At 55.7% G+C, this 22,468-nt stretch carries 16 protein-coding genes; 10 read left to right on the forward strand and 6 right to left on the reverse strand.

Annotated features, from left to right (window positions below):
- Positions 1–72 precede the first annotated feature (72 nt).
- Positions 73–1,332: a diaminopimelate decarboxylase gene (gene lysA / locus ACQZQY_RS21880; RefSeq protein WP_183850261.1), complete on the reverse strand. Its 1,260-nt coding sequence runs from the start codon at positions 1,330–1,332 to the stop codon at positions 73–75.
- A 133-nt stretch (positions 1,333–1,465) separates the two neighbouring features.
- Here lysA and ACQZQY_RS21885 point away from each other — a divergent pair, with 133 nt between their 5' ends.
- The 5 genes from ACQZQY_RS21885 (at position 1,466) to ACQZQY_RS21905 (ending at position 8,743) form a co-directional block, all read left to right on the forward strand.
- The gene (locus tag ACQZQY_RS21885; RefSeq protein ID WP_431296401.1) at positions 1,466–2,401 is read left to right on the forward strand and encodes a LysR family transcriptional regulator; all 936 of its coding nucleotides are present in this window, start codon (positions 1,466–1,468) and stop codon (positions 2,399–2,401) included.
- Positions 2,402–2,467: 66 nt separating this feature from the next.
- Entirely contained in the window at positions 2,468–3,325 is an 858-nt protein-coding gene (locus ACQZQY_RS21890; protein ID WP_431296402.1) for a ChaN family lipoprotein, read from the forward strand.
- Between the two features lie 125 nt (positions 3,326–3,450).
- Entirely contained in the window at positions 3,451–4,281 is an 831-nt protein-coding gene (locus tag ACQZQY_RS21895) for an energy transducer TonB family protein (RefSeq protein WP_431296403.1), read from the forward strand.
- A 9-nt stretch (positions 4,282–4,290) separates the two neighbouring features.
- Positions 4,291–6,417, forward strand: a complete 2,127-nt coding sequence (locus ACQZQY_RS21900; RefSeq protein ID WP_431296404.1) for a S9 family peptidase — start codon at positions 4,291–4,293, stop codon at positions 6,415–6,417.
- A gap of 58 nt (positions 6,418–6,475) precedes the next feature.
- Entirely contained in the window at positions 6,476–8,743 is a 2,268-nt protein-coding gene (locus tag ACQZQY_RS21905) for a TonB-dependent receptor domain-containing protein (protein ID WP_431296405.1), read from the forward strand.
- Between the two features lie 98 nt (positions 8,744–8,841).
- Here the strand turns inward: ACQZQY_RS21905 and ACQZQY_RS21910 are convergent, their stop codons facing one another.
- Together ACQZQY_RS21910 and ACQZQY_RS21915 are read right to left on the reverse strand one after the other, a co-directional pair.
- Entirely contained in the window at positions 8,842–10,005 is a 1,164-nt protein-coding gene (locus ACQZQY_RS21910) for an MFS transporter (protein WP_056781849.1), read from the reverse strand.
- 202 nt (positions 10,006–10,207) lie between these two features.
- The gene (locus ACQZQY_RS21915) at positions 10,208–11,143 is read right to left on the reverse strand and encodes a LysR family transcriptional regulator (RefSeq protein WP_431296406.1); all 936 of its coding nucleotides are present in this window, start codon (positions 11,141–11,143) and stop codon (positions 10,208–10,210) included.
- Between the two features lie 115 nt (positions 11,144–11,258).
- Here ACQZQY_RS21915 and ACQZQY_RS21920 point away from each other — a divergent pair, with 115 nt between their 5' ends.
- Complete coding sequence (locus ACQZQY_RS21920) at positions 11,259–12,125, forward strand: MBL fold metallo-hydrolase (protein WP_421671585.1); 867 nt, start codon at positions 11,259–11,261, stop codon at positions 12,123–12,125.
- A 176-nt stretch (positions 12,126–12,301) separates the two neighbouring features.
- On the opposite strand, the gene ACQZQY_RS21925 is transcribed toward ACQZQY_RS21920, so the two are convergent.
- Entirely contained in the window at positions 12,302–13,018 is a 717-nt protein-coding gene (locus tag ACQZQY_RS21925; protein WP_056781864.1) for a tetratricopeptide repeat protein, read from the reverse strand.
- A 130-nt stretch (positions 13,019–13,148) separates the two neighbouring features.
- On the opposite strand from ACQZQY_RS21925, the gene ACQZQY_RS21930 reads away from it, so the two are divergent.
- Positions 13,149–14,903 carry an ABC transporter ATP-binding protein/permease gene (locus ACQZQY_RS21930; protein WP_056781866.1) on the forward strand — a complete coding sequence of 585 codons (1,755 nt, stop codon included), beginning with the start codon at positions 13,149–13,151 and terminating at the stop codon, positions 14,901–14,903.
- 179 nt (positions 14,904–15,082) lie between these two features.
- On the forward strand, positions 15,083–15,823 hold the full coding sequence (locus tag ACQZQY_RS21935; protein WP_056781868.1) for a GntR family transcriptional regulator: 741 nt from the start codon (positions 15,083–15,085) through the stop codon (positions 15,821–15,823).
- Here the strand turns inward: ACQZQY_RS21935 and ACQZQY_RS21940 are convergent.
- The gene (locus ACQZQY_RS21940; protein WP_431296407.1) at positions 15,820–17,421 is read right to left on the reverse strand and encodes a PTS transporter subunit EIIC; all 1,602 of its coding nucleotides are present in this window, start codon (positions 17,419–17,421) and stop codon (positions 15,820–15,822) included. The two genes, ACQZQY_RS21935 and ACQZQY_RS21940, sit on opposite strands and share 4 nt — an antisense overlap.
- A gap of 356 nt (positions 17,422–17,777) precedes the next feature.
- Between ACQZQY_RS21940 and ACQZQY_RS21945 the strand changes: the two genes are divergently transcribed.
- Both ACQZQY_RS21945 and ACQZQY_RS21950 read left to right on the forward strand, forming a co-directional pair.
- On the forward strand, positions 17,778–19,688 hold the full coding sequence (locus ACQZQY_RS21945) for an NAD(P)-binding protein (protein WP_431296408.1): 1,911 nt from the start codon (positions 17,778–17,780) through the stop codon (positions 19,686–19,688).
- Positions 19,685–20,863 (forward strand): c-type cytochrome, encoded by a 1,179-nt coding sequence (locus ACQZQY_RS21950; RefSeq protein ID WP_431296409.1) that lies wholly within the window; start codon positions 19,685–19,687, stop codon positions 20,861–20,863. Before ACQZQY_RS21945 ends, ACQZQY_RS21950 begins: the two co-directional genes overlap by 4 nt.
- A gap of 184 nt (positions 20,864–21,047) precedes the next feature.
- Here the strand turns inward: ACQZQY_RS21950 and ACQZQY_RS21955 are convergent, their stop codons facing one another.
- A complete protein-coding gene (locus tag ACQZQY_RS21955) occupies positions 21,048–22,430 on the reverse strand; it encodes an efflux transporter outer membrane subunit (protein ID WP_390975693.1) in 1,383 nt (460 codons plus the stop codon).
- Positions 22,431–22,468 lie beyond the last annotated feature (38 nt).

A 22,468-nucleotide genomic window follows, 5' to 3' on the forward strand; every position in this document is an offset into this window, starting at 1 on the left:
CACATACACAAGAATGTGACCGGGGTTCACGAAAGGCAGCCAACGCAGAGTCAGCGCGAAGGATGACGGGGATTACAGTTCTAAGGCGATCAGCTCTTCTACCGTCTGACGACGACGAATCAACCGCGGTACGCCATGCTCAAACAACACTTCCGGCAGCAGCGGGCGGGTGTTGTAGTTGGATGACATGGATGCGCCGTACGCCCCGGTGTCGTGGAACACCAGATAATCACCGATTTGTACCGGCGGCAGCGGGAAGGTTTCGACTCCGCCGCCTGCCTGCTGGGTAAAGACGTCGCCGGATTCACACAACGGCCCGGCGATCACAGCATCAGTCAGCGGCTGTCCGCTCACATCGCGACCATCTGCCGGTAACAGCGAAATATGGTGATAGCTGCCGTACATCGCCGGGCGCATCAGGTCGTTAAAGCCTGCGTCGCACAGCACAAAGTGACGGCTGCCCATGTCTTTCACTGCGCGGATTTGCGCCACCAGCACGCCGGATTCCGCCACCAGGAAACGCCCCGGTTCGATTTCCAGTTTAACGTCATGCCCCAGATGCGCGGCGATTTGCTCACGCGCACGGTTCCACAGGCCAAAATAGTGGCCGGTATCAATGGATTCTTCTTCAAAATGATACGGGATCGACAGACCGCCACCGGCTGAAATCGCTTCAATATCTTGTCCGGTTTCAATCACCTGACTGACCATCGCATCGCACACCTGCTCCAGATGCCCGTAATCCACACCGGAACCGATATGCATATGAATACCCACCAGTTTCAGGCCGTACCGGCTGATTTCTGCCATTGCCTGTGGCAAATCGGCATACCAGATCCCGTGTTTGCTGTTTTCGCCGCCGGTATTGGTTTTCTGGCTGTGACCGTGACCGAAGCCCGGATTCACGCGCAGCCACACCGGATGCCCGGCTTTGTGCTGACCAATCTGGCTGAGCATGTCGATGGAACCGGCGTTCACCGGAATATCCAGCGCCGTCACGCGCTCCAGCGTCGGCTGATCCAGCACGTCGGCGGTAAAGACTATCTCACTGTCTTCACGGCCCGGAATAAAACCGGCCACCAGCGCACGTTCAATTTCACCCAGTGAAACGGAATCGACTTTCACGCCCTGCTCGCGCATCAGACGCAAAATATGAATATTGGAACAGGCTTTTTGCGCAAAACGGATGACGTCGAACTGACGCAACTGCGCGATGCGCGCTTTGATGATCTCAGCGTCATACGCCCACACAGGGCAGCCAAATTGTTGCGGCAGAGCCAGTAAATTCGCGGCATTAAGCGCGGTAGACAGGTCGTTCAGGGCGCGTGGCATAAGATTTTCCGTCAGGTGAATTCAGTCATATTTCCCTCAGTATGCCGCGTGACTGACCGGCGATAAAATATCTATTTCAGGCCAGTCTATTCATTTATGATATGGGCTGTTCCTTCGCTCACCGGATAAACCCATGCCTGCGATTTCCCTGCGCCATATCGAAATTTTTCATGCGGTCATGACCACCGGCAATCTGACCGAAGCCGCCGCGTTGCTCAATACCTCGCAGCCGACGGTCAGCCGCGAACTGGCGCGCTGCGAAAAGCTGCTGAATTTGCAATTGTTCGAGCGGTTGCGCGGGCGTTTATACCCGACGGTGCAAGGGTTGCGGCTGTTTGAAGAAGTGCAGCGATCGTATTACGGGCTGGACAGGATCGTCAGCGCGGCGGAAGGCATCCGTCAGTTTGAGCAGGCGCAACTCTCTATCGCCTGCCTGCCGGTGTTCAGCCAGTCGCTGCTGCCTGCGGTGTGTAAGCCGTTTCTCGACCGCTACCCCGACGTGAGTTTCAACATCGTGCCGCAGGAATCGCCGCTGCTGGAAGAGTGGCTGTCGGCGCAGCGTCATGATTTAGGACTGACGGAAAACATCCAGACGCCCGCCGGAACCGAGCGCCAGACGCTGCTCACGCTGAACGAGGTGTGTGTACTGCCGTCCGGGCATCCGCTGGCGGAAAAATCACGGCTGACACCCCAGGATTTCAGCGGCCTGAATTTTATCAGCCTGTCGGCCACCGACAGTTACCGCCATCTGCTCGACACTTTATTTACGGAACAACAGGTTTCGCGGCGGCTGGTGATGGAAACTCACAGCGCCGCGTCGGTGTGCAGCATGGTGCGTGAAGGCGCGGGCGTTTCCATCGTTAACCCGCTGACTGCGCTGGATTATTCTGCTAAAAACAGCGAAAACGGCGTCGTATTACGGGAGTTCAGCATCGCTGTGCCGTTTACCGTCAGCCTGATCCGCCCGCTGCACCGCCCCGCTTCCGCGCTGGTCACCACGTTTATTGAACACTGCCATCAGCAGGCACAACGTTTTGCCGGACGCCTTGAGGCCGCGCTGATGCGCTGACTTGTAAATGATAATCATTATCCATAACATGCGGGCAGCATCCCGCTATGGAAAATGAGGATCACCATGAACAAGTTTTTACTTCTGGCCATTCTGGCTCTGACCGCCTGCTCCACCGCCCCGCGCCACACCGCCAAACCGCTGACGGCGCCGGGCGGCATCATCACTGATTTGCACACCGGCGCAACCCTTTCTCCGTCTGAGTTGCTCAGCAGACTGGCTGCCCAACCCCGCGTTATCGTCGGTGAAAAGCACGACAACCCGACACATCATCAGATTGAAAACTGGCTGGTACAAAGCCTGCCGGCAGTGCGTCCGCAAGGCAGCGTGCTGATGGAAATGCTGACGCCGGATCAGCAGCCGAAAGTGGATCAGGTGAAGGCCTGGCTGCAAACCGGGCCGGACGCCCGCCCTGCGCATGTCGCAGAACTGATTAACTGGCAAAAAAGCTGGGACTGGTCGATGTACGGCGATGTGGTGATGAGCGCCATGAAAGCGCCGTATCCGCTGCTTTCTGCCAATCTGGATCGCAGTGAAATCATGGCGTTCTATGAAAATCCGCAGTTCCCGGCCGGTACCCGTTCGGCGGATCCTGCGGTACGAAACGCCATCAGCGACACCATCCGTACCTCTCATCAGCAAAATATCGGCGCAGAACAGCTGCACGCCATGCTGGCGATCCAGCAGCAGCGCGACCGTCGCATGGCCCAGCGGCTTCTTGCCGCGCCCGCCCCGGCTTTGCTGATCGCTGGCGGTTATCACGCAGGCAAAAGTATCGGCGTGCCGGTGCATGTCAAAGATCTCGATGCGACGGCGTCCGTCACTGTACTTCTTCTGGCGGAAACGGGCGTGACGGTCGATAAATCGCAGGCCGATTTCGTGTGGATAACCCCGGCAGCAGCCATTAAACCCGGCGCGAAATGACCCTTAAGTTATTGTGCTCACTGAATTAAAAATGTGGAGACTGTGAAAGTTTCTTGTAAAGAGCCATTACAAATGATTACTATTATCAAATAATATTGAATCTCATTATCATTTTAATGGACTAAATGACCACTCACTTTCTTACCGGTACACCGGTCGCTGCGGGGCTTGTTTTGCGCCCTCAGCGCCGCATTATCGGGCTGATATTGTCCCTGACAGCACACGGCGCGCTGGCCGCCTATTTATTGTGGTCAGCGCCCGTGCCGCCGCCGTACGAGCTGCCGCCACCCGCCGTGATGGTGACGCTTTCTGCCAGCGTCGAAAATAATCAAACCACCAAACCGCTGCCCGTCGGCCTTCAGCAGGCGGTGGATTCGGCTGCGTCCAGCAAGCAGGAAACAACGCCACAGTTGCAGAAAAACATCACGCCGCCGGTAAATGAAAGCGCAGAAATCAAACTGGTTCAGCAACGTAAAAAACCGCAAGAACAGCCCAAACGCCGCAAACCGGTACAAAAAACGCAGGAACGCCAGCAGGATCCCACCCGCGCTTCCGCCGCCAGCGCGGCTGCTCCGCCGGTCACGGCGGCGGTTTCCGATAAAATTGCCGCGCCGATGAACAGCGATTCCTCACAGACCCGCGACGCCAAAGTGACCTGGGAAACACGGGTGAAAGTGCAGCTTAACCGCCTGAAAAAATATCCGCCGGACGCCATTTCGCGCCACCGCACCGGCGTCGCGCTGGTGGCTTTTGTCGTCGATCAGCGCGGCGAAGTGATCAGCAGCCGGTTAGTGAAATCTTCCGGCACGATGTCGATGGACGCCGAAGCGCTGGCGGTTTTACAGCGCGCCAGCCCGCTGCCGCAACCGCCGGGCGAGATGCTGAAAGCCGGTCAGGTGCCGGTGACGATGCCACTGGAATTTACCCTGAGCGGCGCAAACAGCCGCAAGTCTTAACGGAATACTATGACTCTTTCACGATTGATGACGCTGCTGACGGCGGGAACGCTCTTTGTCTGTACCACCCCCTCAGCGCAACCCGTGCCGCCGGTTGCCGAAAAGCATCCGCATATTTTGCAGATGGCCGGTGAAAGCCGGACGGACGATTATTACTGGCTGCGCGATGACAGCCGTCAGAACCCGAAAGTCTTGAATTATCTGCGTGCCGAAAATCAGTACAGCGCCCGGATGATGTCCGGCTGGGCAGCATTAACGGAAACCTTGTATCAGGAAATGCGCCCCCGCCAGGGGGAACACACCGAATCTGTGCCGTATGAACTGCACGGTTATCGTTATCAGCAGCGTTATCTGCCCGGCAAAGATTATGCGCAATATCTGCGTCAGCCGGTCAGCGGCAATGCGGTCTGGCAGACGCTGGTGGACGCCAGCCAGCGCGCCGCCGGGCACAGGTATTATCAGTTTGGCGGGCTGGAAATCAGCACAGACAATCAGCAGATGGCCATCGCCGAAGACACCCAGGGACGCCGCCAGTACAGCATCAGTCTGCGCAATCTTAATACCGGCGTCTGGCAAAATAATGTGCTGCAAAACACCTCGGGAAATATGCAGTGGTCGGCGGACGGCCAGTATCTGTTTTATATCCGCAATCATCCGCAAACGCTGATGCCGTATCAGGTTTTCCGTCATAAGACGGGCACGCCGGTTTCTCAGGATGCGCTGGTGTATGAAGAAAAGGACGGCGGTTTTTACCTCGGCCTTTCGCGCACGGCCTCTGACGATTATCTGATGATCGTCAGCAGCGGTAATACGTCTTCCGATGTGCGGCTGATCCCGGCCAGTGAACCGCTGGCTGCGCCGCAGCTATTCGCAGCCCGTCGTCCGGGCGTGGAATATTATCTGGACCATTATCGCGGTCAGTTTTACATCCACTCCAGTCTGCACAGTCCGCATTTTGGATTGTATGCAACGCCGTCAGCAGGTTCGCCCTGGCAGACACTGGTCGCGCCGGATGATCAGCGGGATCTGGAAAACTTTGCCCTGTTCCGCCATCAGCTGGTGCTGCAAGTCCGCAGTCAGGGACGCGTTCAGCTGGAAATGATCGGCTGGAAAACCGGACAGACGCGCAACGTGACGTTTGACGAAGACAGTTACATGGCGTGGCTCGGTTCAAATCCCACGCCGGACACCGACAAACTGCGCTACGGCTATTCGTCCATGACCACTCCGACGCGGATTTATGAATGGGACATGTCCACCGGCACCCGCACGCTGTTGCAGCAGAAACCGGTGGAAGGCGTGGATCCGGCACATTACGCCAGCCAGCGGGTGATGATCACCGCGCGCGACGGCGTACAGGTGCCGGTTTCGCTGGTGTACCGCAAATCACTGTTCCGCAAAGGCCATAATCCGCTGCTGGCTTACGGCTATGGCGCGTACGGCATGAGTATGGATCCGGCGTTTGGTGCCAGCCGCATCAGCCTGTTAGACCGCGGATTTGTCTTTGCCCTGATCCACGTGCGCGGCGGCGGTGAACTGGGCCAGCAATGGTATCAGCAGGGTAAGCTGAAAAATAAAGCCAATACTTTCAATGATTTTATCGACGCAACTCAGGCGCTGGCGCAACAAGGCTTCGGCCAGCCGGGACATTTATATGCCATGGGCGGCAGCGCGGGCGGCCTGCTGATGGGTGCGGTCATCAATCAGCAACCGGGCTTGTTTCACGCCGTGGTCGCGCAGGTGCCGTTTGTCGATGTGCTGACCACAATGTCAGATCCGACGCTGCCGCTGACCGAAGGCGAATATGAGGAATGGGGAAATCCGGCTGAGCCTGCCGCGTATCAGCGCATTAAATCTTACAGCCCGTATGACAATGTGCATGCGGCGGCGTATCCCAACCTGCTGGTCACCGGCGGATTATTCGATTCGCAGGTGCCGTACTGGGAACCGGCCAAATGGGTCGCGCGTTTACGTACCATGAATCAGGGATCGTCAGTGATTTTACTGACCACCGAGATGGCGGCCGGTCATGGCGGAAAATCAGGTCGCCTTAACCGGCTTAAAAATACCGCGCAGGAATACAGTTTCATTATTCAGATGGACCAAAATAATAATAACCGTAACACCCATTGGTAATTAATTAGAAAGCAACGCTGAGCAATAAAAATTAGAAAATAAAGCCTTCTGAGGGAATATGAAAAATAACATTTTAACCGGCATGCTCAGTGCCGGTTTAGTGCTGGCTGCACCGCTGGCATTTGCTGACACCACAGAAACAGAAAGTAATAAAGAATCGGTCACTTTCAGTCCGCTGAAAGTCTCGGCGGATAAACTCAGCAGTGAACATGAAGCGATGGCGAAACCCGGCGCATTCAGCTCACGCGGGGAAAATACCAATCTGCAATCCACCGATTCCGTATTACGCAGTATGCCGGGCACGTTCACGCAAATTGACCCCAGCCAGGGCACGGTAGACGTCAATATTCGTGGCATGTCCGGCTTTGGTCGCGTCAACACCATGATCGACGGCGTGACGCAAAACTTCTACGGTTCTTCGGTGCCGGGCGGTATTTCGCATGGCTCCACCAGCAGCGCATCGGGCGCGTTAATCGACCCGAACTTCCTGGTGGGCATTGATGTCTCGCGCGGCACCAGCGTCGGTTCGGCGGGCGTCAACGCCCTGGCGGGCAGCGCTAATCTGCGCACTCTCGGCGTGGACGATGTGATTTTTTCCGGCAATCCGTTTGGCATCCGCACCCGTTTCTCGGCGGGCAATAACGGCATTGGCGAAAGTGGCATGGTCGCCGTCGCCGGTAAAACCGATGCGTTCACCGACACCGGCAGTTTCGGGATTATGACGGCCATCAGCGGCAGCTCCATCGACGCCCAGTTTAAAAATGGCGACGGCCAGAGCAGCAGCGATTTCGGCTACGAAAAAAGTTATCGCCAGAATCCGAAATCCCAGTTAGTTAAAGTGGATATTAAGCCCGATGAATTTAACAGTGTCGAATTATCCGGCAGACATTACGGGAATAAATTTACCCAGCGTGATATCACCAGCGATGACTTCTATGTGAAATATCATTACGCGCCGTTCTCCGAGCTGATTGATTTTAATTTAATGCTCAGCACCAGCCGCGGAAATCAGAAATACGATAACAACACCTTGTATACGTTTTATAATACGGATGCCAGCAATCAGTCAGATGCTGTCGATATCAATAATACCTCGCGCTTTGCGTTTGCCGGAGTCGATACCGCCTGGAGTTACGGCAGTAAAATCATGCGCAATAAGTACGATAAAAATATCAACAGCAATGCCTGGTCTGAAGATAATCCCGACGCAGGCCAGCAGTCGATTGAGAACAATACGTTCCAGCCTTCCGGCAAGCAGGACGTTTACAGCCTGTACACCGGGCTGGAGCTGAAAAAAGGCATCTGGAAAGGTAACGTTGATCTCAACTACAGCTATTACGATCTCAGCGGTTACAAACCGGCGTGCGACCCGCGCGTCACCTGCTTCCCGCAGGGCGGTCAGAATATCAGCCTGACCGAAGACGGCTTTAACCCGTCGGTGATGCTCTCGGCGGAAATCCGTCCGTGGTTCGAACCCTTCGTCAGTTACAGCAAATCCATGCGCGGCCCGAACGTGCAGGAAGTGTTTTTCTCTAACTCCGGCGGCGCCTCGATGAACCCGTTCCTCAAAGGCGAACGTGCGGAAACGTATCAGATCGGTTTTAACTCCACGGCGGGTAACCTGTTGTTTGAAGAGGATTCCTTCCGCCTGAAAGCCCTGTATTACACCAGCAAAATCAAGAATTACATCTACAGTGATTCCTTTATGGTGTGCCGCAACGGGCGTAAATGCAGCATCGGCGAGAATCTGCAAAACGACTGGGAAGATCAGAGCGAAGACTATTCCGACAACATGTACATTTACGTCAATTCCCTGTCTCCGGTGCGCACGCACGGCGTGGAAATTGAGGCGGAATACGATACCGGTTGGGCCTTCACCCGGCTCTCTTTCAGCAAGGAACACACCAATCAGCCCACGTCGATTGCTACCGGTTCGTTTGGCGTCGGCAACATCAATGAATTGCCGGAGATGTTTTTCACCGTCGATACCGGCGTGCGCTTCCTTGATGAAAGCCTGACCGTCGGAACACTGGTGAAATACACTGGCAAAACCCGCCGTACCTCGCCGGATCAGAATTTCAATGAGACGACCGGTGCGCTGGAAAATGAAGAGATGCCCAACATTCCGACCATTATCGACCTTTACAGCACGTACGAATTTAACCGTAATCTGATGCTGAAATTCTCCGTGCAGAACCTGATGGATAAGGATTATTCAGAAGCACTGAATAAACTGAATTCGATGTATGGCCAGAACGATCCGGGCACGGCGGTGAATACGGCGCGCGGCAGAACTTATCTGGTGGGCGGCGAAGTCCGTTTCTGATAAGCCACTGACCGGTCAAAGCAGAAATAAAAAAGGCCACGCAGGCGTCATTGTGCGTGGCCTTTCCACTCGTCATTGGCTGATATTCATTTGCTGAATTACGCCGCTGCTTTCACCGCTTTCTTCGCCGCACGACGGAAAGTGATCACGCACAGCACGAAGCCGATTGCGCCCAGTCCGCCCGCCGCAAGAGGCACGGTGCTCAGCCCCATTCCGCGTTCAATGACCGCACCGCCAACCCACGCCCCCAGCGCGTTCCCGACGTTAAACGCCGCAATATTCAGCGTGGAAACCAGATTCGGCGCGTTTTTGCCGTACGTCACCACGTTAACCTGCAACGCGGGCACCGCAGCAAAGTTCACCATCGCCCAGATAAACAGCGTGATTTCCGCCGCCACCAGATGAACGCTGGTGAAGCTGAACAGCACGGAGAACACCGCGATCAGCAGAAAAGTGGTGGTCAGCGAAACACCCAGACGCCAGTCCGCCAGGCGCCCGCCCACGACGTTACCGATGGTCAGACCGAGGCCGATCAGCAGCAGCGTCCAGCTGACGCCGTGCTCAGAGACACCGGTAATTTCGGTGAGGATCGGTGCGATATAGGTAAACAGCGCGAACATTGCCGCCGCAAAGAAAATGGTGATCGACAGCGACAGCCATAACCCCAGGCTGCCCAGCGCACGGATTTCCTTACGCAGATCGGTCGGTTCTTCTTCTTTCTTATCCGGCAGATTTTTATACAGCGCGAACAGTGACGCCACACCAATCACCGCGACGACCCAGAACGTTGAGCGCCAGCCGAACACTTGTCCGAGGGCGGTACCGAGCGGAACGCCCAGCACGTTAGCCAGTGTCAGGCCGGTGAACATCAGCGCAACGGCCGAAGCACGGCGGTTAGGCGCGACCAGACTGGCTGCCACCACGGCACCAATCCCGAAGAATGCGCCATGACACAGCGCCGTGATCACACGCGCCAGCATCAGGAAACCGTAGCTGTAGGACAGCGCGCACATCACGTTGCCAATAATAAAGATGCTCATCAGCAGCAGCAGGGTGTTCTTACGCGGCAGTTTTGCCGTCAGCACGGCCATGATTGGCGCGCCTATGGCAACGCCCAGCGCATATCCACTGATCAGCCAACCGGCAGAAGGAATACTGACATGCAGATCACCCGCCACATTGGGGAGCAGCCCCATAATGACGAATTCAGTGGTACCGATGGCAAACGCGCTGAGCGCCAGTGCCAGGAGTGCGACAGGCATAAAAACTCCGGAAATTTTTTAGTGATGAGTAAAGGCGCCGGTATGACACCGGACTGGCTTAAATACCACGTTGATCACACTTATGACCAGACGCAGTCTGTGCCCTTACTGCCTGAAAAATGGCCGAAACCCTGATTAATCTTTACATAACAATACATTGCAGATAATGCGCTGGCTGCGAAAAAGGAACCGATTCCAGTCTTTATCTTCCCCGGCTGGCTCCGTGTTTTTCATCGGACAGCGACAGCCAGCGCGGATGGCCTTTAAACCACTCCACCAGAAAATCCAGTAGCGCACGCAATGCGGAGGGCATTTGCCTGCGTGAGGTGTAAATGGCATAAATCCCCATTTCCTGCGGCTGCCATTCCGGTAGCAGTAACACCAGCTGGCCCGCGGCGATAAGCGGTGCCGCCGAGTAATAAGGCTGCATCACGATGCCCGCCCCTTCCACCGCGCCGGTCAGCAGCACCAGCGATTCATTGGCGCTCAGATTGCCGCTGACCGGCACCGAGATTTTTTCCCCCTGATGCTCAAACTGCCACAGACTTTTGCCAAACCAGGTGTACGTCAGGCAATTGTGAACCGCCAGATCCTGCGGATGCTGCGGTGCGCCCTGCGCGGCCAGATACGCCGGAGACGCGCACACCACCGACGGACAGAGCGCCAGTGGCCGGGCGATCAGATTGGGATCGAGATCGTTGGTGATACGCAGCGCCAGATCGATACGATCTTCGACCAGATTGATCGCCCGGCTTTCCAGCTGAAGATCGATGCTTACCTGCGGATGCCGGCGTAAGAATTCGCTGACCGCAATCACGACCGCCCCTTGTCCGAAAGACTGCGAACAACTCAGGCGTAGCAAACCGCGCAGCGCTTCATTGCCGGTATCGGCCACGCTGCCCATTTCCGCCGCGACTGACAGCATCTTCCGGCAGCGCGCCAGCGTGTTTTCCCCTGCATCGGTCAGGCTGAGTTTTCGGGTTGAACGGTGCAGCAGGCGCGCCCCCGACCACTTCTCCATTTCCGAAAGATAGCGGGTCACCATCGCCCGCGACATATTCAGCGATTCGGCAGCACTGACCATGCTCCCGCGTTCCACGATGGCAACAAACACTTGTGCAGCGGTAATTCTGTCCATGATTCGTCCGGTTTATGCAACAAACAGTTGCACATTATCCGGTTTTTCCCGCGGATTATGCAACGTACAGTAGATACTTACTGAATGTGATTATTTACGTCTCTGAGGAAAACCCATGCAACTGAAACATCTGACGCTGATTGCCGCCCTTCTCGGCAGCTCCCTTTCCGCTCACGCCGCCAGCGCGCTGAAAATGGACGTGTACAACCCTGGTGAAAAAAGTATTTTCCCGGTGTCCTCTGAAATCATCACCGGCGAAAAAGACGCGGTGTTGATCGACGCCCAGTTCCAGCGCAATGACGCAGAGAAGCTGGTAGAGATGATCAAAGCCACCGGCAAAACACTGACCACCGTGTATATCAGCCAGTCCGATCCGGATTTCTACTTCGGGCTGGACGTGATCCATGCGGCGTTCCCGCAGGCCAAAATCATCGCCACGCAGGCGACCATCGACCAGATCAACGCCAGCAAAGACGGCAAAGTCGCTTTCTGGGGGCCGCAGCTTAAAGAAAACGCGCCAAAATCTGTCGTGGTTCCCGAGCCGCTGAAAGGCACTACGTTTGAACTGGAAGGCCATAAATTTGAAGTTCAGGGCGTGGACAAAGAACGGACGTTTGTCTGGATCCCTTCGCTGAAAGCAGTGGTTGGCGGCGTACTGGTGAATGGTGACAACATGCACATCTGGACGGCAGATACACAGACGGCGAAATCCCGTAAGCAGTGGGTTGAAGCGCTCGATGAAATCGCCGCCCTGAAGCCGCAAATCGTCGTGCCGGGGCATTTCCTGCCAGGCGCAGCGCACACCGTGGAAGCCGTGAAATTTACCCGCGATTACCTGCTGACGCTGGAAAAGGAATTACCTAAAGCCAAAGATTCTGCCGCGCTTATCGCTGCGATGAAAAAACATTACCCACAGCTGAAAGATGACTCGTCATTACAGCTGAGTGCGAAAGTATTGAAAGGTGAAATGCAGTGGCCTTAATATATATAAACATTGAATAATTAATATCCTCTGTTCTTCAAAAGCGATCCTGAAGATAACCGCTTCGGTCCCTGTGTGGTGGACCCTCAGGCATAGCAAAGAGGCGATTTGCTCCTCCCCTGCAAAGGGGAGGCGTTTAAAAAGCGCCTCAGATCTGCCCGTACACCTTCTCAGATCTACGGCGTCACCCGCACAAACTCTCCTTCGGCCCGGACGTTGTGGCCGAAACCGCAATCCCCGGTGGTATGCAGTTTGACGTTTTCTTGCCCGAACGCCATATCGACATCGCAATTGCCGTCGCCGGCGGCCGCATCGTCGGTTTCATGATAAACCGCGTGATTATCCTTAATGGCAGTGACCACGGAGAATTCACCGATATTCGGGCCGTAATACAACGACATCTGCCCCATGTACTGACCGGAGAAATCGATTCTGAACTGTGCTTCTTCCGCTTTTACGTCCACCAGATTCCAGCTGCCATAACCGGCATATTGCCAGTATTCGCCCGCCGCGCTTTCAGGTTGCGGCAGCGCATCCAGTTTGGGCTGAATCTGACTGAGGTTGTACTGTGATTTTTTGTCAGCGGGCGCCAGCATCAGCCAGGCTTTGGCTTTGCGATAATTCCCCTGCCGGATATAGGTCAGCGCAATATTGTTATACGCCGTCGCAATCTGATCCTGCGGCTTCTGGCAGAACTCGCTCCAGGCGACCTGATTGCGAAAAATGTCCCGCGCTTTCGCGAATTCACCCTGCTGATACGCGACTTTCCCGGCAGAGGCGTAAATCCCCGCCTTCACGCAATCAGCATTAATGTCCGGTTCATCAATCTGAGCAAGCGCCTGAACGCTGGTAAAACATCCTGCCACCAGCAGAAAATTCACTGCGACTTTCATCAAACATCCTTCTACTTTTGTGGTCTACAGAGCTTCGTGCTGGAAAAACATCCTTACAAGTGCTTTATTGCCCTATCGCGCTAAGGCACTCATTCTGGGATGATTAGGCTTCACAACATATCGAACACACATGGCAATTATGACTAAAAAACCTGGGAAATCGGCGCAATGGGGCGCCGTCTGGCAGTTGATTAAGCCGTACTGGCGCTCAGAAGAAAAGTGGCGTGCCTGGGGCATGTTAACCACTATCATCATTCTTTCACTTGCAGGCGTTTACATCAGCGTTCAGTTCAATGAATGGAACCGCGTGTTTTATGACGCCCTGCAAAACAGAAACTATCCGGTTTTCAAAGCCCAGCTGTTTAAATTCACCTGGCTTGCGTTACTCAGTATCGTCATTGCGGTCTACCGGATCTATCTGACGCAAGGCCTGCAAATGAACTGGCGGCGCTGGATGACCGAAGAGTATATGGATAAGTGGCTGGCCAATCACGCCTATTATTACACGGAGTACCAGCATCAGGTGGATAACCCCGATCAGCGTATTTCAGATGATCTGAATGCCCTGACCAGCGGCACCCTTTCTCTGGTCCTCGGGTTGTTGTCGAGCGTTGTGACGCTGTTCTCTTTCGTCTTTATTCTGTGGTCCATCAGTGGCCCGCTCCACTTTGCCATCGCCTCGCATGAATTCACCATTCCTGGCTACATGGTGTGGTTTGCGATTTTGTATGCAGCCGTCGGTTCCGCCCTCATCTGGTATGTGGGTAAACCTTTGGTGCGTTTAGGCTTTAATCAGGAATGGTTTGAGGCAAACTTCCGTTTCGGGCTGATCCGTATTCGCGAAAACAGTGACGCTATCGCGCTGTATCACGGCGAAAAAAATGAACACGATCAGCTCACCGGCAAATTTGATTCGATCAAAACCAACTGGTGGTCGATCATGCGCGTAACCCGTCGCCTGAACATTGCCTCCAATTTCTATGCCCAGTTTGCCAACATCTTCCCGATTCTGGTGGCTTCGCCACGCTATTTCTCCGGTGCGATCCAGATGGGTGCGCTGATGCAGATTGCCTCCGCGTTCGGCCAGGTTCAGGACGCCTTATCCTGGTTCATCAACGCCTTTGACAATTTGGCGAGCTGGAAAGCCACGGTGAACCGTCTTGCCGGTTTCAACGCAGCGATTGATCAGGTGAATGCCCAGCCGCGCGGGATCAAGGTCGGTGAAAGCACGCAACATGCGCTGCAACTCGACAATCTGACGCTGAATCTGCCGGATGGCAATCCGCTGTTCTGCAACGTTTCTGCCGCAATGCAACCCGGTGAACGCGTGCTGATTGCCGGGCCGTCCGGCTGCGGTAAATCGACACTGCTTCGCGCCATCGCCGGTATCTGGCCTTACGGTTCCGGCAATATTGCGCTGGCGCAGGGCAAGCGTTATCTGTTCCTGCCGCAGCGCAGCTACATTCCGATTGGGACGCTGAGGGATGCGCTGAGTTATCCGGATGCCAGCCGCGAATATTCGGATGAACGTCTGCAACAGGTCCTCACGCAGTGCCGCCTGCCGCATCTGGCCACGGTCGATCATCTTGATGATTATGCTAACTGGAGCCAGCGCCTGTCGCCGGGTGAGCAACAGCGTCTTTCGTTTGCCCGCGCCCTGCTGATCAAACCGGATACGCTGTTCCTTGATGAAGCCACCAGCGCGATGGATGAAGAAACCGAACATCAGGTCTACGCCTTGCTGCTGAGCGAACTGCCGGAAACCTCGGTGGTCAGCGTCGCGCACCGCAATACGGTCGCGAAATATCATCAGCACTGCTGGCGGTTTAAAAAACAGGAAAACGGTCCGTGCGGATTCACGTCCAGCGCCCTGTTACCTGAATAATTGATCCGTCACGCCTGACGTCTCAAGGTATCTGAACGCATAAAGGTTGCTGATAACAGCAACCTTTTTTTGCTTTCATAACCCCGTTTAGCGCACAAAACCAGCAACGCGGTTTGTTCAAATGTATACCCCGCTATACAATTATTATTACCAACTTTTCTTACGTGTCCGGGGGTTTGATGAAAATTGATAAGAATTCGTTCACGCCGCTTTATTTGCAAATTGAGCAGCAACTGACCGAAAAAATCAGCGCAGGCGATATCAAACCTGGTGACCCGATCCCGACCGAAGCCGCGCTGTGTGAGATCTACGGCGTGTCGCGAATGACGGCGCGTAAAGCGGTGGATTATCTGGTGCGTCAGGGAAGAGTGGCGCGTTTTCGCGGGCGCGGCACCTTTGTGGTCGAGCCGCCACAACAGCAGAAAATCATTCTGCCTCTCGACCGGCATCTCACCGCCAGCGAAGTGGCGCAGGAAAATAACCAACAGATTGAAAATCAGGTGCTGGAATTTCGTCGCATTCCCGCAAGCGAAGAGGTGGCCCGCGAGCTGAATGTGCCTTCAGGCACCGACGTGTATTTCATGATCCGTCTGCGCCTGCTGGGGGACGAACCCTTCGTGTATGAACAGTGCTGGATGCTGTGCGACCGCTTCCCGGACATCACCCGTGCCGCCATGACCTCGTCGAAATATGCCTATATCCGCTCGAAAGGTTTTCAGCCTTCGGGCAGCACCAAGCATATTTCCGCCGAATTGCCCTCCAACGAGATCCGCCTCGCGCTGAACCTGTCACGGGATCAGCCCGTCCTGCACTCGCACGCCGTGGTGTCCTTCACCGACGGCTCACTGTTTGAAGTCTCCGACGTGTACTACAACCAGAAAAACTACAGCTTCAGCGTCCATGCCAAAGTCAAAATTTAAGCGATGCCGGACAGCTCGGCTTTCACCAGATTCGCGACCTGTTCGACCTGCGGCCCGTAAATCACATGTATGTCGGTATCGGTGATCCGCTTCACCCCTGCCGCACCGGTTTTCATCAATGTGCCATCCTGTACCTGCGACATATCCTTCACTTTCACCCGCAAACGGGTGAAACAGCAATCGACCGCGGTAATATTCCCTTCACCGCCCAGCCCGATAATAATGTTTTTGGTTTTTTCACCAGTGCCCTGAGCCGGTTTCGCCCGTTCCTCGGCGTTGTTTTCATCTTCACGCCCCGGCGTTTTCACCTGCATCCGTAAGATGACCCAACGGAAGCTGAAGTAATAAACCGGCGCATAGATCATCCCGAGGATCAGCGGATACCACCAGTGGGTCCGGCTGCCGCCGAGCACGCCGAAGATCAGAAAATCGATCGCCCCGCCCTGTACGTTACCAATCATCACATGCAGCATTTGCATCAGCACGAATGACAGACCGGTCAGCACCGCGTGCAGGACATACAGCACCGGCGAGACGAAAATAAAACAGAATTCCAGCGGTTCGGTGATGCCGGTGGTAAACGAGGCCAGTCCGCCTGCCAGCATCAGCGCTTTCACCCGGCCTTTATGTTCCGGGCGGGCGCAGTGATACATCGCCAGCGCTGCTGCCGGTAACCCGAACATCATCACCGGAATTTTGCCCTGCGCCAGGAACCGCGTCGCCTGCTGCGTGACGGCATCAGAAATCATCCCCGGATTTGCCAGCGCGGCGTTGAAGATATTCAGCGCACCGACGATGCTTTGATTATCCACCGTGGTCACCCCGCCGATCGGCGTAAAGCGCACGGTTTCGTTGATGATGTGATGAAGCCCGGTCGGGATCAGCAAGCGTTCAGAGGTGGCATAGATAAAGGTGCCGGCTTCGCCGGTACGCCCGATGAGCTCCCCCACCCACTGGATCCCTTGCGCTATCGTCGGCCAGATAAGCGACATCAGCACACCGACGATCGGCAGCACCAGAATAGTGACGATCGGCACAAAACGTCGTCCGCCGAAGAAGGCGATCGCCGTCGGCAACACGATGGTATAAAAGCGGTTATGCAGCCACATGGTGATTAAGCCGACCAGCACCCCGCCCAGCACGCTCATGTTGTAAGTAAAAATCCCCAGCGTGTTGGTGAATTCGGCGGCGTAGATCATCGCATCGGTTTCGGTCATTCCTCTGGCGGTCAGCTTCGCGATGCTGATAGTTTCCGGTGTGATATTTTGCGCCAGCAGACTGTAATTAACCCCCACGTGCAACCCGACAAAGCCGATCACTGCGGAAAAGGCCGCCGTGGCCTTCTCTGCATTGGCCAGTCCCATCGCGGTTGCGACGGCAAAGAACAGCGGCAGGTTTGCAAACAGCGCCCCCGATACCTGCCGGATAAACCCGATCACCAGCTGCAATGTTTTCATCTGGGTGAAGGTTTCACCGGTCACCGACGGGTTCTGCAACGCCGCGGCCAGCCCGAGAAAAATCCCGGCGGCGGCGATCACCGAGATAGGCGTCATCAGGGCTTTACCCAGATCGTGGATCTTGCTGCCAAGTTTCATCATCTGTATCCCCTCGGTTCACTGGCGAAAAAATGCGCTTTCATTGAGTTAAGTCATAGAATGTATAGTTGTATAGACATAGAGGCCAGCTTTATGAAAGGGATCACAGTTTTACGGGGAGAGGACAAGGGTTGTAAATCTGTTTGTTATTTAAGAAGGCTCGCCGGAGCTGCTTTTATTGGTCCCCCGTCTGCCTTTGTGCTCGTCAAAATCTCATCCTGATTATTTTGCGCCCGCCGTCACTCTTCGTAAGTCGCTCTTTATGTTAAAATTGTTAAAACATTGAGACATTTTTAAGCGCATGACCTTTGCCGCGCGGCTTCCGTGCGGGTTGATGAAGTACATTTTAAGGAAACAATATGGGTATCACTCGTCGTGATTTTTTAAACGGTGTGGCGATCACAGTCACTGCCGGAATGACTCCGTTTGAGGCGCTGAAGGCGTCGCCGCAAACAGCGGCTCAGACGTTGTATTACCCGCCTTCCCTGACCGGATTACGCGGGAATCATCAGGGTTCTTACGAGGCGGCGCACATTCTCGGGCGCGAAGGCAAAAAGGTCGATCCATCCAGTTTACCGGTTGAAGATGAATTCGATCTGGTCGTCGTCGGTGCCGGGATCAGCGGTCTGGCGGCCGCCTGTTTCTGGCAGGAAAAACACGGAAAACAGCAGCGCATTTTGTTGCTGGATAACCATGATGATTTTGGCGGGCACGCCAAGCGTAATGAATTCCATGTCGAAGACAAAACCCTGCTCGGCTATGGCGGCAGTGAATCCTTCCAGTCGCCACGCACCAACTTCAGCCCGGTGGCGATGGGCCTGCTGAAAACGCTCAATGTCGATATTGAAACCATGGCGAAAGACTTCGACACCACGTTTTACCCGGATCTGCATCTCAGCCGTGGCGTGTACTTTGACCGCAAAAACTTCGGCGTCGATAAAATTGTCAGCGGTGACCCTGGTCGGGCGGTGGCCGATGACATTCCGCCAGATCGCCTCAACGGGCGCGATATCCGCGATTTCATCAGCGATTTTCCGCTGCCCGAATCCGACCGTGCGGCCCTGATCGCCCTGCATACCGAACCCAAAGATTATCTGCAGGGGATGAGTCAGGAAGAGAAAGTCGCGTGGGTGGACGGCCACAGCTACACGCAGTTCCTGCGCGAGAAAGTCGGGCTGAGCGAAATGGCGATCCGCTATTTTCAACAGCGCACCAATGATTTTCAGGCGGTAGGCATTGATGCCACCTCGTGCAGTGATGCCCGCATCTGCGCCCTGCCGGGGCTGGAAAGTATGGGATTGCCGCCGCTGGATGCCGAATCACTGGAAGATCTCGATCAGCCGTACATTTTCCACTTCCCGGACGGCAACGCCGGGTTAGCGCGCCTGATGGTGCGTCACCTGATCCCACAGGTCGCGCCGGGCAATACCATGGAAGATATCGTGCTGGCGAAATTCGATTACAGCCAGCTGGATCGCGACGGGCAACCGGTGCGCCTGCGTCTGAACAGCACCGGTATGCACGTCGCCAACGTTGAGCATGAAGGCAAACCGGCGGTGGACGTGACCTACATGACCGGCTCGCAGCTGCACCGCGTCCGTGCCGGTCAGGCGGTGATGGCCGGGTACAATATGATGATCCCGTATCTGGTCCCGGAAATTGCCGACGCGCAAAAAGCCGCGCTGAAAGAGAATGTTAAAGCGCCGCTGGTATACACCAAAGTGGTGATCCGCAACTGGCAGCCGTTTATCAAACTGGGCGTCCACGAAATTTACTCCCCCGGCGCGCCATACAGCCGCGTGAAACTCGATTACCCGGTGGACATGGGCGGTTATCAGCATCCGCGCGATCCGAATCAGCCCATTGGCCTGCACATGGTGTATGTGCCCACTCTGCCCGGCAGCGGCCTCAGCCCGCGCGAGCAGTCACGCAAAGGTCGTGCGCTGTTACTCGGCACCTCCTTCGACGCGCACGAAAAAATGATCCGCGATCAGTTACAGGGCATGTTGGGTGAAGCCGGTTTTGACCATCAGAGCGACATCATGGCGATCACCGTTAACCGCTGGTCGCACGGCTATTCCTACTTCCTCAGCGGAATGTTCGATGACGAAGAACAGTCGCAGAAAACCATCCAGCTCGCCCGTCAGCCGGTCGGGCGTATCACCATTGCCAACTCAGATTCCGACTGGAGCCCGTACGCCAACTCGGCGGTAGACCAGGCGTGGCGCGCAGTGAACGAACTGACGGCGATGAAAAAGGTGAATGCATGAAACAGCTGATGATTTTCGCCACGCTGATGGCAACGGCGGGCTCTGCCATGGCGATGTCCGAGGGAGAATATGTTGCTAAATCAGCCGATTGTACGGCCTGCCACACCTCGTCACAGGGCGCGGATCTCGCCGGTGGCGTGCGTTTCGCGACGCCGCTGGGAGAGATTTACTCAACCAATATCACCCCGGATGTGAAAAATGGCATCGGCGGCTACAGCTTTGAAGCGTTCGACAAAGCGATGCGCGAGGGGATTGCCAAAGACGGTCACCCGCTGTACCCGGCAATGCCGTACACCTCTTACGTCAAAATGAGCGACAAGGATATGCGCGCGCTGTATGACTACCTGATGAAAGAGGTGAAGCCGCAGGCGGTTGCCAATCGCGATAACGACATCAGCTGGCCGATGTCGATCCGCTGGCCGCTACACGTATGGAACAGCATTTTTCTGGAAGAAGGCGAATATAAACCTCAGGCCGATCAGAGTGCGCAATGGAACCGGGGCGCGTATCTGGTACAGGGCGCCGGACACTGCGGAGCCTGTCACACGCCGCGCGGCTGGGCGCAGCAGGAAAAAGCCGTCGATCAGCAGAGCTCCGCGTTTCTCAGCGGCGGCGAACTGGATGGCTGGTCCGCCCCTTCATTGCGCGGCCTGAAAGTCAGTCAGCCGGAGCTGGTGACCTTGCTGAAAACCGGTCGCAACGCGCATGACGCCGTCAGCGGGCCGATGGGCGAGGTGATCACCAACAGCACACAGTTTATGACCGAGGAAGATCTCAACAGCATGGCGGTGTATTTGCTGAGCCTGAAGTCAGATGCGCAGGAGAAACCGGGGAAACTGGCGGCAGTCACCTCCGGCGGGCAGCAGACGTTTATGCGTTATTGCTCGACCTGTCACGGCGTGAAGGGCGACGGGAATGCCTCTGCTATTCCGGCGCTGGCGGGCAATCTGACGGTAAACGCGGATAATCCGCAAACTCTGCTGCGTGTGATTTTGAACGGCGGTCAGACGCCGGTTACCGCGGCGCACATGCCCAACACCATGCCAGGCTACGGCTGGACGCTGACCGACCAGCAGACCGCAGAGTTAACCAACACCCTGCGCGCCAGCTGGGGAAATCAGGCCCGCGAAGTGACCGCCGGTGATGTGGCTAAGGCGCGTAAAGCTGGGAAGTAACTGGAAAAGCTCCTTCTGAAGGAAGGAGCTTTTTAGCGCATTCGTCTATCAGTTTTTCATCCACACAGGTTACGCTTATTCATTGTCCCGCCTACATCACAGTTTTCCGTGTCTTTAACAAGAGAACGTCTCTGCTCAGAAACCTGATAAATCAGCCTGTGATGCAGAGATCATTCAAACGCTCCTATTTCCCCACATCCCCGTTCCATCCACCGCCCAGGGCGGCGATCAGCTTCACGCTGGTGACCATCTGCGTGCTGACCAGCGATAAAACGCTTTGCTGCTGAGTCAGGCTGGTGTTTTCGGTGCTGGCGACGTCGAGATAATCGATCATCCCGGCTTCATACTGGTTGTAGGTGACGCGGGCGGATTCTTTGGCGGAATCGGCGGCGTTCTGGCGGGCAATCAGTTCGTTATCCAGCGTATGCAGTTCCACCAGATAATCTTCCACTTCCTGCATCGCGGTTAACACACTCTGGCGATAACCGGCCACGTCGGCGTCATACGCGGCTTCGGCCTGGGCAACTTTGCCACGGGTGGAACCGAAATCCAGTACGGTCTGGCTCAGTTCAGGGCCCAAAGACCAGACGCGGTTTGGCAGTGAGAACAGATTGTGGAACGCGGAGCTGGCGAACCCGCCGCTGGCGCTTAACGTCAGATCCGGGTAATACGCGGCGGTGGCGACACCGACCGCGGCATTGGACGAGGCCATGGTGCGCTCGGCGGCGGCAATATCCGGGCGGCGTTGCAACAGTTGCGAAGGCAGCGCATCAGGCACCTGCGGCAGCGTCAGTTTGACGTCGCGCGCGGCGAGGCTGAACTGCGCAGGCGGTTTTCCGATCAGCACGGCGATGGCGTGTTCCAGCTGGGCACGTTGCCATTGCAGGTCGAGCGCCGAGGCTTTGGTGCTTTCCAGTTGCGTTTGCGCCTGTGCCAGCGTGGCCCGTGAGGTGTTGCCACCGGCATATTGATTCTGAATCACCGTCAGGTAACGCTGATAGGCGTCGATGCTGCGCTGGTACAACGCGATTTGCTGATCCATCACGCGCAGCTGGAAGTAATCCTGCGCCAGTTCGGACTGCGCGCTGAGCGTGGCATCGGCCAGATCGGCCTTGCTGGCCTGCGCGCTGGCATCCTGTTCTTCCGCTGAGCGGCGCAGCTTGCCCCACAAATCCAGTTCCCAGCTGGCGCTCAGTTCTGCCGACTGTTTTTTGGTGACGGACGAAGAGGTCCCGCTGCGGGTGCTGCCTGCGCTGGCGTCTACAGACGGATAGAGATCTGAACGCGCCTGGGTGACTAACGCCTGCGCCTGACGGTACTGTGCAGCGTACTGCGCCACGTTCTGGTTGGAAATCTGCACCTGACTCAGTAATGACGACAGCTCAGGATCCTGGTAGACCGTCCACCAGTCGCCTTTGCTCTGGTTATCTTTCGGGATCGCCGCCGTCCAGCCTTTGGCTTCTTTAAACGCCGTGGGCATCGCAACGTCTGGCCGCTGGTAATCCGGCCCGACGGTACAGGCGCTGACAAGTATCGCCAGCGCCAGTGGAACAAGACGGAACGCCATAGAACGTGGTTTTTGCAGAGTCATCAGATTCGCTTCAG

Source organism: Rahnella sp. PAMC25559 (assembly GCF_050632365.1).
Taxonomy (GTDB): domain Bacteria; phylum Pseudomonadota; class Gammaproteobacteria; order Enterobacterales; family Enterobacteriaceae; genus Rahnella; species Rahnella rivi.

Coding starts and splice junctions, on each gene's coding strand:
- lysA (WP_183850261.1), bottom strand. CDS start 1,332: ATGCCACGCGCCCTGAACGACCTGTCTACCGCGCTTAATGCCGCGAAT.
- ACQZQY_RS21885 (WP_431296401.1), top strand. CDS start 1,466: ATGCCTGCGATTTCCCTGCGCCATATCGAAATTTTTCATGCGGTCATG.
- ACQZQY_RS21890 (WP_431296402.1), top strand. CDS start 2,468: ATGAACAAGTTTTTACTTCTGGCCATTCTGGCTCTGACCGCCTGCTCC.
- ACQZQY_RS21895 (WP_431296403.1), top strand. CDS start 3,451: ATGACCACTCACTTTCTTACCGGTACACCGGTCGCTGCGGGGCTTGTT.
- ACQZQY_RS21900 (WP_431296404.1), top strand. CDS start 4,291: ATGACTCTTTCACGATTGATGACGCTGCTGACGGCGGGAACGCTCTTT.
- ACQZQY_RS21905 (WP_431296405.1), top strand. CDS start 6,476: ATGAAAAATAACATTTTAACCGGCATGCTCAGTGCCGGTTTAGTGCTG.
- ACQZQY_RS21910 (WP_056781849.1), bottom strand. CDS start 10,005: ATGCCTGTCGCACTCCTGGCACTGGCGCTCAGCGCGTTTGCCATCGGT.
- ACQZQY_RS21915 (WP_431296406.1), bottom strand. CDS start 11,143: ATGGACAGAATTACCGCTGCACAAGTGTTTGTTGCCATCGTGGAACGC.
- ACQZQY_RS21920 (WP_421671585.1), top strand. CDS start 11,259: ATGCAACTGAAACATCTGACGCTGATTGCCGCCCTTCTCGGCAGCTCC.
- ACQZQY_RS21925 (WP_056781864.1), bottom strand. CDS start 13,018: ATGAAAGTCGCAGTGAATTTTCTGCTGGTGGCAGGATGTTTTACCAGC.
- ACQZQY_RS21930 (WP_056781866.1), top strand. CDS start 13,149: ATGGCAATTATGACTAAAAAACCTGGGAAATCGGCGCAATGGGGCGCC.
- ACQZQY_RS21935 (WP_056781868.1), top strand. CDS start 15,083: ATGAAAATTGATAAGAATTCGTTCACGCCGCTTTATTTGCAAATTGAG.
- ACQZQY_RS21940 (WP_431296407.1), bottom strand. CDS start 17,421: ATGATGAAACTTGGCAGCAAGATCCACGATCTGGGTAAAGCCCTGATG.
- ACQZQY_RS21945 (WP_431296408.1), top strand. CDS start 17,778: ATGGGTATCACTCGTCGTGATTTTTTAAACGGTGTGGCGATCACAGTC.
- ACQZQY_RS21950 (WP_431296409.1), top strand. CDS start 19,685: ATGAAACAGCTGATGATTTTCGCCACGCTGATGGCAACGGCGGGCTCT.
- ACQZQY_RS21955 (WP_390975693.1), bottom strand. CDS start 22,430: ATGGCGTTCCGTCTTGTTCCACTGGCGCTGGCGATACTTGTCAGCGCC.